15 protein-coding genes and 1 pseudogene are annotated in these 15337 nt (G+C 53.9%); 14 read left to right on the plus strand and 2 right to left on the minus strand.

The window, feature by feature from the left end; translation table 11 throughout:
- The first annotated feature begins 374 nt into the window (after window positions 1-374).
- Both EL386_RS03015 and EL386_RS03020 read left to right on the plus strand, forming a co-directional pair.
- Window positions 375-1157 (plus strand): hypothetical protein, encoded by a 783-nt coding sequence (locus tag EL386_RS03015; protein WP_126453227.1) that lies wholly within the window; start codon window positions 375-377, stop codon window positions 1155-1157.
- A 58-nt stretch (window positions 1158-1215) separates the two neighbouring features.
- Window positions 1216-1659: a DMT family transporter gene (locus EL386_RS03020; protein WP_126453229.1), complete on the plus strand. Its 444-nt coding sequence runs from the start codon at window positions 1216-1218 to the stop codon at window positions 1657-1659.
- A gap of 7 nt (window positions 1660-1666) precedes the next feature.
- On the opposite strand, the gene EL386_RS15860 is transcribed toward EL386_RS03020, so the two are convergent.
- Window positions 1667-2410, minus strand: coding sequence for a helix-turn-helix domain-containing protein (locus tag EL386_RS15860; protein ID WP_172597597.1), 744 nt, complete (start codon window positions 2408-2410; stop codon window positions 1667-1669).
- 916 nt (window positions 2411-3326) lie between these two features.
- Here EL386_RS15860 and EL386_RS15920 point away from each other — a divergent pair.
- The 8 genes and pseudogenes from EL386_RS15920 to EL386_RS03060 all read left to right on the plus strand — a co-directional run.
- A pseudogene (locus EL386_RS15920) lies at window positions 3327-3515 on the plus strand (XdhC family protein); the annotation flags it as partial.
- Between the two features lie 309 nt (window positions 3516-3824).
- Window positions 3825-4310, plus strand: a complete 486-nt coding sequence (locus EL386_RS15750) for an XdhC family protein (RefSeq protein WP_232020235.1) — start codon at window positions 3825-3827, stop codon at window positions 4308-4310.
- 343 nt (window positions 4311-4653) lie between these two features.
- The gene (locus EL386_RS03035; protein WP_126457203.1) at window positions 4654-5031 is read left to right on the plus strand and encodes a DUF2237 family protein; all 378 of its coding nucleotides are present in this window, start codon (window positions 4654-4656) and stop codon (window positions 5029-5031) included.
- A gap of 44 nt (window positions 5032-5075) precedes the next feature.
- A complete protein-coding gene (locus tag EL386_RS03040) occupies window positions 5076-5348 on the plus strand; it encodes a hypothetical protein (protein ID WP_126453237.1) in 273 nt (90 codons plus the stop codon).
- 66 nt (window positions 5349-5414) lie between these two features.
- Window positions 5415-5645: a DUF3622 domain-containing protein gene (locus EL386_RS03045; protein ID WP_126453240.1), complete on the plus strand. Its 231-nt coding sequence runs from the start codon at window positions 5415-5417 to the stop codon at window positions 5643-5645.
- Window positions 5646-5742: 97 nt separating this feature from the next.
- Complete coding sequence (locus tag EL386_RS03050) at window positions 5743-6696, plus strand: AEC family transporter (protein WP_126453243.1); 954 nt, start codon at window positions 5743-5745, stop codon at window positions 6694-6696.
- A 67-nt stretch (window positions 6697-6763) separates the two neighbouring features.
- The gene (locus EL386_RS03055; RefSeq protein ID WP_197722140.1) at window positions 6764-7102 is read left to right on the plus strand and encodes an MGMT family protein; all 339 of its coding nucleotides are present in this window, start codon (window positions 6764-6766) and stop codon (window positions 7100-7102) included.
- Window positions 7103-7202: 100 nt separating this feature from the next.
- Window positions 7203-9068, plus strand: a complete 1866-nt coding sequence (locus tag EL386_RS03060; protein WP_126453249.1) for a cation:proton antiporter — start codon at window positions 7203-7205, stop codon at window positions 9066-9068.
- Window positions 9069-9144: 76 nt separating this feature from the next.
- On the opposite strand, the gene EL386_RS03065 is transcribed toward EL386_RS03060, so the two are convergent.
- Window positions 9145-9669, minus strand: a complete 525-nt coding sequence (locus EL386_RS03065; RefSeq protein ID WP_126453252.1) for a zinc ribbon-containing protein — start codon at window positions 9667-9669, stop codon at window positions 9145-9147.
- A 185-nt stretch (window positions 9670-9854) separates the two neighbouring features.
- Here EL386_RS03065 and leuS point away from each other — a divergent pair, with 185 nt between their 5' ends.
- The 4 genes from leuS to EL386_RS03085 are packed head-to-tail and all read left to right on the plus strand — an operon-like array spanning window position 9855 to window position 15303.
- Entirely contained in the window at window positions 9855-12380 is a 2526-nt protein-coding gene (gene leuS / locus EL386_RS03070; RefSeq protein WP_126453255.1) for a leucine--tRNA ligase, read from the plus strand.
- Between the two features lie 25 nt (window positions 12381-12405).
- The gene (locus tag EL386_RS03075) at window positions 12406-12909 is read left to right on the plus strand and encodes an LPS-assembly lipoprotein LptE (protein WP_126453258.1); all 504 of its coding nucleotides are present in this window, start codon (window positions 12406-12408) and stop codon (window positions 12907-12909) included.
- A gap of 10 nt (window positions 12910-12919) precedes the next feature.
- Window positions 12920-13987: a DNA polymerase III subunit delta gene (gene holA / locus EL386_RS03080; RefSeq protein ID WP_126453261.1), complete on the plus strand. Its 1068-nt coding sequence runs from the start codon at window positions 12920-12922 to the stop codon at window positions 13985-13987.
- A 59-nt stretch (window positions 13988-14046) separates the two neighbouring features.
- The gene (locus EL386_RS03085; protein ID WP_126457204.1) at window positions 14047-15303 is read left to right on the plus strand and encodes a glutamate-5-semialdehyde dehydrogenase; all 1257 of its coding nucleotides are present in this window, start codon (window positions 14047-14049) and stop codon (window positions 15301-15303) included.
- Window positions 15304-15337: the final 34 nt, after the last annotated feature.

Here is a 15337-nt window from a genome sequence, read left to right on the forward strand (position 1 = left end):
TGCTGTGTGTCGAGACACACAATGCCGGGAGTCGTCGAAGGGAGGGGGAGTTTGTATTCGACAGGATCCTGGACGCACTGTCGGGACTGGATGATGGACTGGAACATGCACGAGCATGTAGTTTGTTATTGGAATGTGTTTCGACGTTGAGGCAGGTGGAAACATACAAACATAGACTATTGCCCGCTTTGTTCGCCTCTCTGGCCGGTATCGAGGATACGGAATTCGATACTGACAAAATTAGGTATGAAAAACAGCACTTGAGAATGAGTCTACTTCGAGTTGCTGCCAGGTATGAGTGGTCTGTTCTGCTTTCAAGAGTAAGTAGTGACAGTACTGACTATGTAAAAGAAGCTGTGGAATCACTCTCCAGGATGAGCGACTATTTCTATCAAGTACGATCTGCAGCACTTCTTTTTACAACCATGGCCGACATGGGTCTAGGGGAACGAATTATTGGCGGCGGCCGGGATCATTTGTCGTGGATACTGGATGTTGTAGATCAACAGTTGTTAAAACCATCCATATATGAGCCCGATGGCGTGCATGAGAACAGAGACTATCTATTCTTTCCACTATCTTTGCTGATAAATGCAATAGTGCAAACGGGATTGCTGAATTATCTGTCTTACAAACGTGATTGGCTTGAAGAACTAGATATGTTGTATAGATCATTGTCACCACGTTCGAGAGCATCGCAGTCGATGTTTTATGTTTTGGCATTAGAAAATATAGAGGTGTCAAAGCGCTACATACGGCATTCAAGGAAATTCTTACAAGGTTGCGTTCAAGATTATTTAGAGGTATCAGATAGTAGAAGCATGGATGATTATTTGAGGATCAGCTATCTTATACATTTGGCCGGGCATGTGGGGCATTTAGACATTTTGCCGGAGTGCCTATGGGTGCGACTAGAGGACAGGCTGAATAGAAATGAAATGAATTGTCAAGGCACGTCCCCATACGGTTCTTACTATATGGTTCTGGCATACACATTATCGTCCTATCATCTTACAGGACATCTTAATGAACTGGATCTTGATGGCGCATACAAGAACTTGAAGGCGATAGATGCTAACCGTAATTGTGCCGACCTAAACGTTCCAAAACTAGATTATGTAATTATTGATATCGCTTTACAGATGCGAGGCAAGTAGCGGCCACCTGGTTTCAATATACGATTGAGAATCGATCGACGGAAAAGAGGACTCCAAGATGGGAATGGGAATGATAATTAGCTTTGCCATAGTTGCAGGGGGGCTGGTTGCCATACAGGGTGCTGTCAATTCACAGCTTGGCACATTACTATCACATCCACTTCAGGCCGCGTTCATTTCGTTCCTTGTAGGCACACTGGGGCTATGGATTATGGTATTAATCCTGAATGAGAGTCTGCCTCAATTGTCGCAATTAAAAGCGATTCCGATAAAATTATATGTTGGTGGATTGTTGGGGGCAGCATTCATAACGGCTACTATCGTGCTCATTCCGAAGATTGGGGTGGCAAATATGCTAATTGCCGCCCTGATAGGGCAAATACTCGGTTCTCTGGTGCTAGATCACTTTGGCCTGTTCGGTGTCCCACAAAAGCCCATAGAAATCAGCCGTATGGCTGGTGCCGGATGCGTTGTACTGGGATTGTATTTTATCAATAAATAGTGGCAAATCATCCAGAATTGCAGATCTGATATGCGACGGCTCTTGCCACAGCCTGTTGTCTATTCACTACATCCAGCTTCTGGTAAATATTAGAAAGATGAAACTTTACCGTGCGCTCAGAAATAGACAGTATTGTTGCGATTTCCCAGGCAGTTTTTCCCTTGGTGGCCCACTCCAGCACCTGGGTTTCTCGATCTGTTAGGGGGCGCTTCAGGAATCGTTGAGTCTGAACGTCCAGGGTATCAGTGTGTAGCCGATGTAAATCTTTGCAGACATGGTTTAAGAGGATTTCTGTATGCCAAAGTAAGTTAGTTGTTTTTTCGCTGTTAGAAGCATTAACAAGCCTTACATCGAACGCAAAGACAAAAAGCATATATTTATCTTGTGTGCCTCTCAGTGGCATCGGGTAAATAACACCCTGTGAATGTCCAAAGTAACGCATCGCACCAATGCTAGAAAGGGAATTTTGTGCTGGGAGACGGTCCCAGCTATCGTCCCACATTACTGGCCTTTTATTCAACAACACTGAGCCAATAAGTGGATCGGAATTGGTGTCGATATTTTGCACATAAGCATGTAACCAATCTGCATCGAAACTGTGATTAATAATCTTTAAGATATCGACATCTTGGTCACTAGTACTAATATATAGAGCTGCGGCAGAGTGAAATTGGATGATGTTTTTGATAGTCTCAAATAACGAAGAGATGCATCCATCTATGACAGGCTGATAGCCGTTGAAATCGTCCATAATCCTACGCTCCTTGTTGTAAACAACATAATCATTCTTCAGCATTCCGCCAGAAAGCCAGTGGCGCCATCTGGGGGTGACAACACTGGAACTTTTAAAACACCTCAATGTGTTCGATCAGTTCCGCCCTGGCTTCAGTAGTAACGACTGCCTTGGTTCGCCTGCGAAAGTAAAAAAGCTAACATAAAGGCCGGTAAAGGAGAGTGAGTAATCTCACATCGGCAGATAGAATAAGCCGGCGAAAATATCTTCCCTGACATAACGGGTCCTCCTATTTTTGGCACCCCACTATGAGGTATCGCCAGTACTACAGTGGGCCTGAATGAATAACCTACTTTTACTCGATTCTGGAATGGCTAGTTTCAGAACCAGCCATATGCCAGACTGCTATCGCATCATGGCTTGATATAGAAATTAATTCTAGTGACCACTTTTAAAGACTATAAGAAATCTTGGTGACAATAATGTGTCAGAGTTCAACTATTGAAACATATCCCAGCCATAGGCTACATAAGCCAAAATAGGTAGATTCTCTACGGTGGCGGTCGGGTATGAAAATCAGGTCCGGCTAGCCTGTACTACCTGTACTACCTGTACTATAGGACAGCAGTCCAGCAGCAATGTATCCGTGATACTGGTAAAAAAGCAAAATACCCAAGAAAGCCCATACTGACTCTGCACTAAAATAGAGCCGCACTAAAATAATGAGCTGCACTGAATTCGTATAACAAAATATATACTGTCATATAAAAAACTTGATACTACTCCGACCAGCAACTGAAATGGACAGGCCGAAAAAGACCGTTCCGATTACAGGACCAAGCCAGAGACTTCGACCACTTGATAGGTTAGGGTTATTCTCCATGAGGGCGCAAACATGCTGCAACTAAACATCAATAACAATTATATATAACGAATGGATCGCAACACCGATAACGAAGTCCTGCATACCGCCATCGGCTGGCTGGACGACGGCGCCGCCGTGACACTGATAACCGTAGTCCGTACCTGGGGCTCCTCCCCCCGGCGCCCCGGGGCACTGATGGCGATCCAGGCCGAGGGGCGCGTAGTCGGGTCCGTCTCCGGGGGCTGTGTCGAAGACGACCTCGTGCAACGGGTCTTGCGCGGCGACTTTGAAGACCCGCGCCCGCAACAGATCGAATACGGCATCAGCACCGGCACCACCCGTCGTGTCGGCCTGCCGTGTGGGGGCCGCCTGGCGCTGGTAGTCGAGACCCTCCATAACGCCACCCAACTGCGCACCGTCCTGGCGCACATGACCGCCCGCGAGCGCATCGTTCGCCGGGTCTGTCTACAGACCGGCGCCACCCAACTGCAGCCCCCCAGCGACGACGACGACGCCCTACGCCTTGATGGCGACCACCTCTACAAGGCCTTTGGCCCCGCCTGGCGCATGCTGATCATAGGTGCCGGCGAACTGGCCCGACGCGTGGCACAACTCGCGCTCATGCTCGATTACGCCGTCACCCTCTGCGATCCACGGCCGGAGTACGTCAACGGCTGGGAGGTCGAAGGCACCGTCCAGGTCAGCACCGCCCCGGAGACCTTCCTGCCAGCGTTTGCGCCCGACCCCCAGACCGTTGTCCTGGCCCTGGCGCACGCGCCACAGTTAGAAGACGCCGCACTGGCCGCGGCACTGCAGACCAAGGCCTTCTATATTGGCGCCCTCGGCTCACAAAAAAACCAGCAGGCCCGGCTGCAGCGCTTGCAACGCATGGGACTCAGCCCCCAGCAACGCGCACGTCTGCATGGACCGGTGGGCCTCGATATCGGCAGTCGTACACCGGCCGAAATTGCCATTGCCATTACCGCGGCACTGATCGCGGCGCGCAATACGGCCGCGCAAACACTACCACAGACCGCGCGTCAGCATGGCTGACATAACCGGCCTCCTGCTGGCCGCCGGTTTGGTGCCAACAAGCTCCTTGTAGAGATAAACGGTCAGCCGCTCAGTAACTTACCCTGTATCAAGGACTACGCCCCCACCATGAAAGCCTCCTAGCGTGTCTTATGCGTCGATTGACAGCTTTTACCTAAATAGGTATTAATGATGCGGTAGGTAGTATCGGTTGACTCTTTTGAAGCGTAGACACTTTCTATAACGATCATATGCATCGGTGCATGTCTACCCTTTAACACCATACAAGCTGCATTTTGATTGCTGTGTTGTAGGGAGCCTTTAAGGTTAGACCTTATTGATTCTTGTACAAGGTAAATAAATGATGGACATGTTTGAATCAGTCAATGTGCTTGGTGAGCCACTGGTATTATGTGGGGACGACCCGGTGACGGGGTTTTACCGAGACGGTAAATGTAATACGTGTAAAGAAGATGTGGGTTCACATACGGTCTGTATTGAGGCCTCAAAGGAATTTCTCGAATACTCCCGATCTAAAGGCAATGATCTGTCAACGCCCATGCCTGAACATGGGTTCGAGGGCCTGATACCGGGTGATGGCTGGTGCCTGTGTGCGGCGCGCTGGCTGGAGGCCTATGAAAACAATATGGCACCCAGAGTTCACCTGACAAAAACTCATATAAAGGCCTTAGAGGTTGTCCCTATAGCGCTGCTGAAAAAATATGCAGTGGATCTAAATTAGCGCCATTGAAAAGTGGCTATCAGGGCAGAATTACGCGAATGAAAATGCTATTACGAACTCTATTCTCTCCCATCCTGAATCGCTTTGAGACCGGCACAAGTCCCTTCGTCTATAAACCGTCACATCGGAAAATTCTTGTGTTCATGGGTTGCCTGTTTTCGACCCTGGCCGGGCTGGTGTTGTTTTTTGCACAAGGAAAAGACCTCGGGTATTTATTGCCGGTACTGATATTTGGTGGTGGGGGCCTACTCAGTCTGCTGATCGGGTTTATTGGTAGCGATCGGGCCGTTGCAAAAGTATGGGGTTCGCGTAAATGAATGGAAAAATGGCAGTAAGCTTTCTAAAATAGTTCAATTAAGTAAACCTGTAGGAAATTTAGCAAAATGTCGAAAGCCAAAAAATACGATTATCGAGTAGTCCGGGATGATACTTCCTGGACTGTAGAAATCATAAGGCGTATCACCTCGAAGGAAACCGTGGTTTCAAAGAGTCAAGGTGGGTTTGCTACTGAGGCGGAGGCACAAGAGTGGGGGCAAACAGAGCTAAAGTCTTTTTTGCAGAACCTTACTGAACGCAACAGGCGTCGTTCCAGACAGCGCGAGCAAGGGCAGTAAGAACTTACTTCCTGTTCATTTTAATGTTGAAAAGATGCCCTGGCCGACCGCCAAGGCGTCGACTGGGATAAGTTGTTAGAAACAGGAAGTCCTATTAATGTACGCATTGCATAATCTTGTGAATGCCGTTCTCGTCATTGTGTTTATTTATGCGCTGGCCATTTTTCTGCGGCGCAAGGGGACATTAAAAGAAGAACATTCCCTGACGCTTGCCCGCATTGTTACCGACTTGTGTTTGCCAGCCATTATTTTCGTTACCCTGGCAAAGCAGTCAATCCAGTTGGATCAAATGGCCCCGGCACTGGTCATGCTGGGCCTGGAACTGTTTTGCATTGCCCTGGCATGGGGGATTAGCGTCTTACTGAAGTTTAACAAGGCACAGCAAGGTGCCATTGTTTTCTGCTCTGCATTCGGATCCTCAACGTTTCTGGGGTACTCGATTATTATACAAATGTTTCCGCACACGCCTGAAGCGCTCAGCGAGGCCGTGCTTATTTCAGAAATAGGCGTTGGCTACCCAATCTTTATTTTAGGCCCCATCCTTGCTGCCTATTTTGGTTCAGAAACGATAGACGTAAAATCACAATGGAAATCATCTCTGGGGTTTTTCAAGTCCCCCGTGTTTTTCGCATTACTCATTGGGCTTTTTTGGGGAGGTTTTCAACTACCTGGTGAAGAGAATGTCTATCTGGCCCCGCTATTTCAGCTAAGCAATATATTGGCCTCGGCGCTGACGCCGCTTGCCATTTTATCGGTTGGGCTTATGTTCAAATTGCCCGACCCACGCAAGATAATAGCAGCGCTGACAATTGTCATTCTCCTGAAATTAATTATTAAACCCCTGCTTGCCAGTTCTCTCGCTATCCAATTTGGTTTTCCTGAACTCTGGCAAGAGGTCTTGGTTCTTCTTGCCGCAATGCCACCAGCTGTTCTTGGCGTGGTTTTTCTGAGGCGTCATGGTGGAGATGCTTCACTGGCATCAGCTCTGCTGCTGATCGCAAGTCTGGTAAGCATCGTGACCCTTGTGGGGGTCTTCTGGACGATCGGATAGTGGTTTTATTTTGATACGAATCTTATAACAAGAAAATGCAACGAAGATGCTGAGATAAGGGATGGCGATGAGCTACGAGGATATTTACGCAATGGTGCGCAGGGTCCCGCGTGGCCGCGTTGCAACCTATGGCCAGATCGCACGCCTGGTCAACCGACCTCGTGGCGCGCGACAGATCGGTTACGCACTGGCGGCCCTGGCCAGGGCCACCAGCGAGGCTCAGGTCCCATGGCACCGGGTCGTCAACGCACGTGGTGAAGTCAGTCCACGGACAAAGGCAGGTTACGAAGAATTTCAAAGGATTTTACTGGAAGATGAAGGTGTCACATTTGACCTAAATGGTCGAATAAATTTAGCGCGATTCTTATGGCGGCCACGTGACAGAAATACCACGGTACCGGATTAATCGCCGCAATCTATGAAAATCATCTTAAAGCTTAGACATACCATCCCGTTCATATCTATACTGGGGCTGTTTTCAACAACATCTAAAAGTACTCTTAGAGATGAATGAAACGATCGTTCTGAGTCTCGCCGGGATTGGTATTCTGGCCCTGGCCTGTCAATGGCTTGCCTGGTGGGTAAAGCTGCCCGCTATTCTGTTTTTATTACTGGCAGGCATTCTGGTGGGACCGGTAGCCGGCTGGATTCATCCGGATGCGCTGTTTGGCGATTTACTCTTCCCCATGGTGTCGCTATCGGTGGCCGTGGTCCTCTTTGAAGGCAGTCTGACGCTGAAGTTCAGCGAGATAAAAGGCCTCGAACGTATCGTGCAACGCATGGTTAGCACGGGCGTGCTGACAACCTGGGCCGTTACCACACTGGCTGCTTACGCCTTGCTCGATATTTCATTGCAACTTGCCTTGCTGTTTGGCGCGCTAACAGTGGTGACCGGACCAACTGTGATTGTGCCGATGTTACGCAGTGTGCGTCCTACTGCGCATTTATCAAGTATTTTGCGTTGGGAAGGTATTGTGATTGACCCCATCGGTGCCTTGCTCGCCGTGTTGGTGTATGAGTTCATTGTCTCGGGTAGTGGTGGTGTTGCCCTGGGACATATCCTACTGCTGTTTGCCGAACAGATACTGACCGGTTTGGTGTTTGGCGCGATAGCGGGTTATGCATTGGGCGTGGTGTTACGCCGGCACCTGTTACCGGAGTATTTACGCAGTGTTGCCACGCTGATGCTGGTTTTTGGTGTCTTCGCGCTGTCGAATTATATCCGCGAAGAATCCGGTTTGCTCACCGTCACCATCATGGGGATATGGCTGGCAAACATGAAAAATGTGGATATGAGGGATATCCTCAATTTCAAGGAGACATTGAGCATTGTCCTGATCTCAGGCTTGTTCATTATTCTCGCCGCACGGGTTGACTTTAATCTGGTTGCACAACTGGGCTGGGGTGCGCTGGGTGTATTGTTGATCATGCAGTTTGTGGCGCGGCCATTAAAAATACTGCTGTCAACCTGGGGTTCTTCACTGAGCTGGCGTGAGCGTGCCTTGCTTGCCTGGATTGCGCCGCGCGGTATCGTTGCCGCTGCGGTAGCGGCCTTGTTTGCCCTGCAATTACAACAGCGGGGCTTTGCACAAGCCGAGTTACTGGTGCCTATGACCTTTATTGTCATTATCGGCACGGTGGCCCTGCAAAGCTCAACGGCACGTCTGTTGGCAGTATGGTTAGGTGTGGCTGAACCGGATCCGAAAGGATTTTTGATTGCCGGTGCCAGCCCACTGGCGCGCGCAATTGCGTTGGTCCTGCAAGAGCATGACTTTCGGGTGTTACTGGCCGATTCCAGTTGGGACAACATCCGCGCCGCGAAGATGGATAACCTGCCGACCTTCTATGGCAATGTCGTCTCTGAGCACGCGGATCGCCGCCTGGACCTGGTGGGCATCGGTCGGCTGCTCGCCCTGTCTGGTGTACGGGAAGAGAATGCGCTGGCGGCCATGCGCTACCGGGCGGAGTTTGGTGCCGCCAATGTCTTTACTCTGCAAGTAGCCGCGGACAAAGAAGGTGACACCAAGACCGACAGGCCACCAGAGGGGCATATGGCATTTGCCGAAGATGTCAGTTTTACTCAGTTATCGACGATGCTGGCCGAAGGCGCGACGATTCGAAGCACGGGCCTGACGGATGAGTTTGGCTTCGATGAGTACCACAAGAAATATTATCGCCGTGCCATACCGTTATTCGCGATTAATCCGCGCGGCCAGTTGTCAGTCTATAGCGCTGACAGAGATATCAAACCGGGACCCGGCTGGACAATCATCAGTCTGATCGCACAACCCGTGGAAAAGCCGGTAGCTAAAGCAGAAGACCAAACCCGGCAGGGGACAGAAGATGGGGACAAGCCGGAGACGAGCGCCTAACACGTCTTCTCTGGTCGACTGCAAAGCTCCCGGTATTGTGCCGTTTCTGCCGCCTGATTTTTCTCCGGTGAATATTTTAATCCGCCGAGTGACTCACACGCTTGAAACGGGTGCCGTGGCACTTTGGGCAGGGCGGGATGTGACCACTGGTGTGAAAATGCAGCAATTCACCACAGCCTTCGCAGGTCAGCGTGCCGATGCCGGTGATCTCGCCGGTCTTCCATTCACCGACCAGGCCGGCCTGTTCTTCAAGCGCCTGTAGCTCGATGCGCGTCTTGTCGGCCACGGAGTTCATGGCCTCGAACAGGCGATCTTCAACCTGCTCGATATCAAAGCGTAACCAGTCTTTCAGTTCATCGCCGTTGTCGGCCAGCCACTGCGCGGCATCCTGGATATCGCGTTTCAGATAGGTGGCAATCTCCTCGGCCTCTTCGCGACCGAGTTCGCCAAGCTCGGAGGCCTTTTCGGCGGCCTGCTTGAGTTGTTCCTGGAGGGCGGGGCGGGCATGGCGGCCGACCTCTTCCATCGCCACATTCAGGCGTTCAAGCATGCGGTTGTAGGCATCGACGAGTTTCTGGTTGAGGGAATCATGTTCGGGCATTGCGGCACTCTCCATACAGATGTTAGTTCATATTCCCAGAATGCCTTATCCGGCGGGGCCTGGCTAGCCCCGCATCAGCCCTGAATTGCGGCGAGTAATAGTGGGGAATAAGCCCAGATAAGGTTGTGAGGCCTGCGCGCGCTGCGGTATCCTTACGCCCTTTCACCAGCGGTATATAAAGAATAATGGATAAGGCTCAGTATCACCCTGAAAGTATTGAAGAAGCGGCCCGCCAGTACTGGCAGGAGCACGATTGTTTTCGCGCCGTTGAAGACGAGAGTCGCGAGAAGTTCTACTGCCTGTCCATGTTCCCCTATCCAAGTGGCCGTCTGCACATGGGCCACGTACGCAACTACACCATCGGTGATGTGATCAGCCGCTACCAGCGCATGCTGGGCAAGAACGTCATGCAGCCGATGGGCTGGGATGCCTTTGGCCTGCCGGCCGAGAATGCCGCGATCAAGAACAAGGTACCGCCGGCGAAGTGGACCTACGAGAACATCGACTACATGCGTGGCCAGTTTCAGAGCCTCGGCTTCGGTTTCGACTGGAGCCGCGAACTCGCCACTTGCCACCCGAAGTACTACCGCTGGGAGCAGTGGCTGTTCACCAGGCTGTTCAATAAGGGACTGATCTACAAGAAGACCGCGCCGGTGAACTGGTGCCCGAACGACCTGACCGTGCTCGCCAACGAGCAGGTCATCGACGGTTGCTGCTGGCGTTGTGATACGCCGGTCGAGCGTAAGGAGATCCCGCAGTATTTCATGAAGATCACGGCATATGCCGACGAGTTACTCGAAGAACTCGACAAACTCGAGGGTTGGCCGGAACGGGTACGCACCATGCAGCGCAACTGGATCGGCCGCTCCGAGGGTGTAGAGGTGGTCTTCGAGGTCGACGGCGAGCCGCTGAAAGTCTTCACCACCCGTCCGGACACGCTCATGGGCGTGACCTATGTCGCCGTGGCGCCGGAGCACTCGCTGGCCGCCCGTGCCGCCGCGAACAACGCCGCGCTGGCCACCTTTATCGAAGAGTGCAAGGTCATGGAGACCTCCGAGGCCGCCATGGAGACCATGGAGAAGAAGGGCATCGATACCGGCCTCAAGGCCATCCACCCGATCACGGGTGAAGAAGTCCCTGTGTTCGCGGCCAACTTCGTGCTCATGGGCTATGGTGAGGGTGCGGTCATGGCTGTGCCGGCGCACGACCAGCGTGACTTTGAATTTGCCCGCAAATACGGCCTGCCGCTGAAGCGGGTCATCCGTCCTGCCGAGGATAGTGACGCCGAGCTTGCCCATGCGGAAACTTATACTGCCCTGGCCGACAAGGCCTACACCGACAAGGGTGTGTGTGTGAATTCCGGCCAGTTCGATGGCATGGACTTCGCGACCGCGCTGAGCGCGATCGCCGAACACCTCGAAGGGCAGGGCAAGGGCAGCAAGCAGGTTAATTTCCGTCTGCGTGACTGGGGGGTCTCCCGTCAGCGTTACTGGGGCACACCGATCCCGATGATCAACTGCCCGAGCTGTGGCGAGGTCACGGTGCCGGAAGAGCAGCTGCCGGTGGTGTTGCCGACCGATATCGAATTCGACGGCGTCGGTTCCCCGATCAAGAAGATGCCGGAATTTTACCAGACCACCTGCCCGCAATGTGGCGGCAAGGCCGAGCGCGAGACGGACACCTTCGATACCTTTATGGAATCGTCCTGGTACTACGCCCGCTACGCCTGTGCCGATAATGACAAGGCCATGCTCGACGAGCGCGCCAATTACTGGCTGCCGGTTGACCAGTACGTTGGCGGTATCGAGCATGCCATCCTGCACCTTTTATATGCGCGCTTTTATCAGAAGCTGATGCGCGACGTAGAGGGTGTACTCGTGCCGCGTGAGGCAGGGATGCCGGGAGCGGCAGATGTCGGCCGCTTAAAAGTCGACGAGCCGTTCAAGAACCTGCTCACCCAGGGTATGGTGCTGAAGGACGGCACCAAGATGTCGAAGTCGAAGGGCAACACCGTCGACCCGCAGGACCTGATTAAGAAGTACGGGGCCGACACGGTGCGTCTGTTCACCATGTTCGCCGCACCCCCCGAGCAGTCGCTGGAGTGGAATGACGATGCCGTGGAGGGGGCGTTTCGTTTCCTCAAGCGCCTGTGGAAACTGGCGCAGTCTGCGCCGACCCGGTTTGAAGGCTTTGACTGGTCGGTCCTGGAGGGGGATTTGCGGGCCCAGCGTGGCGAGTTACATAGCCAGCTCGAACAGATCAACCGCGATGTCGAACGTTACCAGTTCAACACCGTGGTCGCCGCCTGCATGAAGATCGTCAATGTGCTCAGCGAGGTCGAGAAACAACCGGTCGCGGCCGCTCGCGATGCCGTCTATGCCGAGGGCATCGACATGGTGTTGCGCGTGCTGGCACCGATCGTGCCACACATCAGCCACGCGCTGTGGCAGTCGCGCGGTAATACCGCACCGATCCTCGATGCCCACTGGCCGAGTGTCGATGCGCAGGCCATGGTCAAGGACTCGCTGGAGATCGTCGTTCAGGTCAATGGCAAACTGCGCGGACGGATTACCGTTGCCGCCGATGCCAGCCGTGAGGCCATCGAGGCCGCCGCGCTGGCCGATGAAAATGTGCAACGCAATATGGACGGCAAGACCGTTCGCAAGGTGATTGTCGTGCCCGGCAAGCTGGTGAATATCGTTGTGGCATGATAAATTTTACCGCTATGGGGGACCTATGACTGCATTACGCCTGACAATTTTATTTCTGTTCGCCAGCCTCTTGAGTGGCTGCGGTTTTCACCTGCGTGGCGGTGTCGACCTGCCGGCGGCCTACCAGCGCATGGCCATTGAGGGCGTGTCGCCATATTCCCCGCTGGGCCTGGACCTGAAGCGCACCCTGCAGGGCAACGGTATCGACGTGGTGGAACTCGCCGACGCCCAGGTCATCCTCAAACTGGGGCAGGTCAATTACCAGCGTCGCCTGTTGTCGGTATCGGCTGTGTCCGGCAAGACCGCCGAGTATGAACTGCACTACAGCGTGAATCTGTCGCTACGTGACCGTCAGGGCAAGGTGCTGTTGCCAGAACAGCCCCTGCAACAGCTGCGTGACTACGTATTCGACCAGAACAATGTGCTCGGCACGGATAACGAGGAAGTGCAGCTTCGTAAGGACATGGAGCGTGATCTGGTTGGCCAGATCCTGCGACGCCTGCAGGCAAGCACCCGCACCCGTGGCTGATGGATGAGGCGTGAAGCTTAACGCCTCACAACTCGAGTCCCACCTACAGGGCGGGCTCGCGCCCCTTTATTTCCTCAGTGGTGATGAAATCCTGCTTGTGCAGGAGGCCGCCGATACCATCCGCGCGGCGGCACGTGCGCAGGGCTATAGTGAACGCGAGGTTATGCACGTCGACCGCAGTTTCGACTGGGCGGCCCTTAACGATGCCAGTGATACGCTATCGCTGTTCGCTGAACGGCGCATTGTTGAGTTGCGTATGCCAACCGGCAAACCCGGCGATGCGGGTCGCAAGGCGCTGTTGCACTGGGTCGAGCGTCCCCCCGAAGACACCCTGTTACTCATTATTACCGGCAAGCTTGAGGCCTCGGTACCGAAGACCAAGTGGTTCAAGACGCTGGAGGCTGCCGGTGCCAGCCTGACCATCTGGCCGCTTGAACCGGCGCGTCTGCCGGGTTGGGTCGGGGCGCGGATGCGTGAGCGTGGCCTGCAACCCGATGTCGCCGCCGTGGAGTTATTGTCTCAGCGTGTCGAGGGCAACCTGCTGGCCGCCGCCCAGGAGATCGACAAGCTGCAACTGTTGCACGGCAGCGGCCAGATCACGGTTGAAGACATCGACGAGGCCGTGGTCGATAATGCTCGCTTTGATATCTACCGTCTCGTCGATACCGCCCTCGACGGGGATGCCGCCCAGACCCAGCGTATGTTCAATCGCCTGCAGGATGAGGGCATCGAGCCGGTGCTGCTGCTGTGGGTGCTGGGCCGTGAACTGCGCAGCCTGGCCAGTATGGCCGCCGAATGTGCCGGCAGTGGCGGGCCACCGGGGGACGCCGCGGTGGAACAGGTAATGACCCGTTACCGTGTCTGGCAGAAGCGCAAGCCATTGATTAAAAAGGCCTTGCAGCGCAGCGGGCCACGTCGTTGGCAGGGTCTGGTGTTGGTCGCGGCACGTATCGATCGTGTCATCAAGGGACAACTGGCGGGCAATGTGCGAGATGAATTGTTACAATTGTGCCTTGCCTTGGCGGGTATGGCGGTCGCCACCGGCTTGCAGCGTCGTGTCGCGCAAGCCCGCGGTTAAGCTACCCGCTACTCAAACAAAGTGTGATGACGATGCAAACCACTATGAAACAGCAACAGATGGATGTTGTGGCCTACATGCAGGAGGTCGGCGTGCGTGCCCGTGCCGCCTCGCGGGCGACGGCGCGTGCTACCACGGCGCAGAAGAATGCGGCCCTGAACGCGATTGCCGATGCGATCCTGTCCGGTCGTGCGGCGCTGCTTGACGCCAACAAACGCGATATGGATGCTGGTCGCAAAGGCGGCCTTGATGATGCCTTACTGGATCGCCTCGAACTCAACGATGCGCGTATCGACGGCATGGCCGAGGGGTTGCGCCAGATCGCCAGCCTGCCTGATCCGGTTGGTGAGATCGAGGATATGCACTACCGCCCAAGTGGTATTCAGGTCGGCAAGATGCGCGTGCCGCTCGGCGTCATTGGTATCATTTATGAATCCCGTCCGAATGTGACCGCCGATGCCGCCGGCCTGTGCCTGAAGTCGGGCAATGCCGCGATCCTGCGTGGTGGTTCCGAGGCCCTGCATTCCAACCAGGCGATTGCCACCTGTGTGCGTGAAGGGCTGGACGTGGCTGGCCTGCCACAAACCGCCGTACAGGTAATCGAGATCACCGACCGCGCCGCGGTGGGGGAACTGATCCGTATGCGTGACTATGTCGATGTCATTGTGCCACGCGGTGGCAAGGGTCTGATTGAACGCATCTCTGAAGAGGCGCGCGTGCCGGTCATCAAACACCTGCACGGGGTTTGTCATGTCTATGTGGATGACAAGGCCGACTTCGACAAGGCCGTGGCCGTGGCCTTTAACGCCAAGACCCAGCGTTACGGTACCTGTAATACGATGGAGACCCTGCTGGTCGCCGAGGGCATTGCCGCGACGTTCCTGCCGCCACTGGCAAAGCTATATGCCGAGGCCGGGGTTGAGTTGCGCGGTTGTGACAAGACCTGCGCGATCCTGTCCGATGCCAGGGCCGCAACCGAGGCCGACTGGGATGAGGAATACCTCGCGCCGATCCTGTCGATTCGCGTGGTCGCCGATATGGATGCCGCGATCGAACATATTCACGCACACAGCTCGCAGCATACGGAGTCGATCATGACCGAAGACCTCAGCCGCGCGCGCCGCTTCATCAGCGAGGTAGATTCGAGCTCGGTGATGATCAACGCCTCAACACGTTTTGCCGATGGCTTTGAGTATGGCCTCGGTGCCGAGATTGGTATTAGTACCGACAAGATCCACGCTCGTGGCCCGGTCGGGCTGGAAGGCCTCACCTCACAGAAGTACATCGTTATCGGTGACGGACATATTCGTACGTAGGCAACGGGGCCTCGGGCTGCTTGCCCTTTCTGGC

Origin of the sequence: Sulfuriflexus mobilis (assembly GCF_003967195.1) — a bacterium.
In the GTDB taxonomy this organism is placed as follows: Bacteria; Pseudomonadota; Gammaproteobacteria; order AKS1; family AKS1; genus Sulfuriflexus; species Sulfuriflexus mobilis.

Excerpts from the sequence above, each read along its gene's own strand:
- EL386_RS03015 (WP_126453227.1), top strand. The coding sequence starts at position 375 with ATGAGCGACTATTTCTATCAAGTACGATCTGCAGCACTTCTTTTTACA.
- EL386_RS03020 (WP_126453229.1), top strand. The coding sequence starts at position 1,216 with ATGGGAATGGGAATGATAATTAGCTTTGCCATAGTTGCAGGGGGGCTG.
- EL386_RS15860 (WP_172597597.1), bottom strand. The coding sequence starts at position 2,410 with ATGGACGATTTCAACGGCTATCAGCCTGTCATAGATGGATGCATCTCT.
- EL386_RS15750 (WP_232020235.1), top strand. The coding sequence starts at position 3,825 with ATGCTGATCATAGGTGCCGGCGAACTGGCCCGACGCGTGGCACAACTC.
- EL386_RS03035 (WP_126457203.1), top strand. The coding sequence starts at position 4,654 with ATGGACATGTTTGAATCAGTCAATGTGCTTGGTGAGCCACTGGTATTA.
- EL386_RS03040 (WP_126453237.1), top strand. The coding sequence starts at position 5,076 with ATGCTATTACGAACTCTATTCTCTCCCATCCTGAATCGCTTTGAGACC.
- EL386_RS03045 (WP_126453240.1), top strand. The coding sequence starts at position 5,415 with ATGTCGAAAGCCAAAAAATACGATTATCGAGTAGTCCGGGATGATACT.
- EL386_RS03050 (WP_126453243.1), top strand. The coding sequence starts at position 5,743 with ATGTACGCATTGCATAATCTTGTGAATGCCGTTCTCGTCATTGTGTTT.
- EL386_RS03055 (WP_197722140.1), top strand. The coding sequence starts at position 6,764 with ATGAGCTACGAGGATATTTACGCAATGGTGCGCAGGGTCCCGCGTGGC.
- EL386_RS03060 (WP_126453249.1), top strand. The coding sequence starts at position 7,203 with ATGAATGAAACGATCGTTCTGAGTCTCGCCGGGATTGGTATTCTGGCC.
- EL386_RS03065 (WP_126453252.1), bottom strand. The coding sequence starts at position 9,669 with ATGCCCGAACATGATTCCCTCAACCAGAAACTCGTCGATGCCTACAAC.
- leuS (WP_126453255.1), top strand. The coding sequence starts at position 9,855 with ATGGATAAGGCTCAGTATCACCCTGAAAGTATTGAAGAAGCGGCCCGC.
- EL386_RS03075 (WP_126453258.1), top strand. The coding sequence starts at position 12,406 with ATGACTGCATTACGCCTGACAATTTTATTTCTGTTCGCCAGCCTCTTG.
- EL386_RS03085 (WP_126457204.1), top strand. The coding sequence starts at position 14,047 with ATGGATGTTGTGGCCTACATGCAGGAGGTCGGCGTGCGTGCCCGTGCC.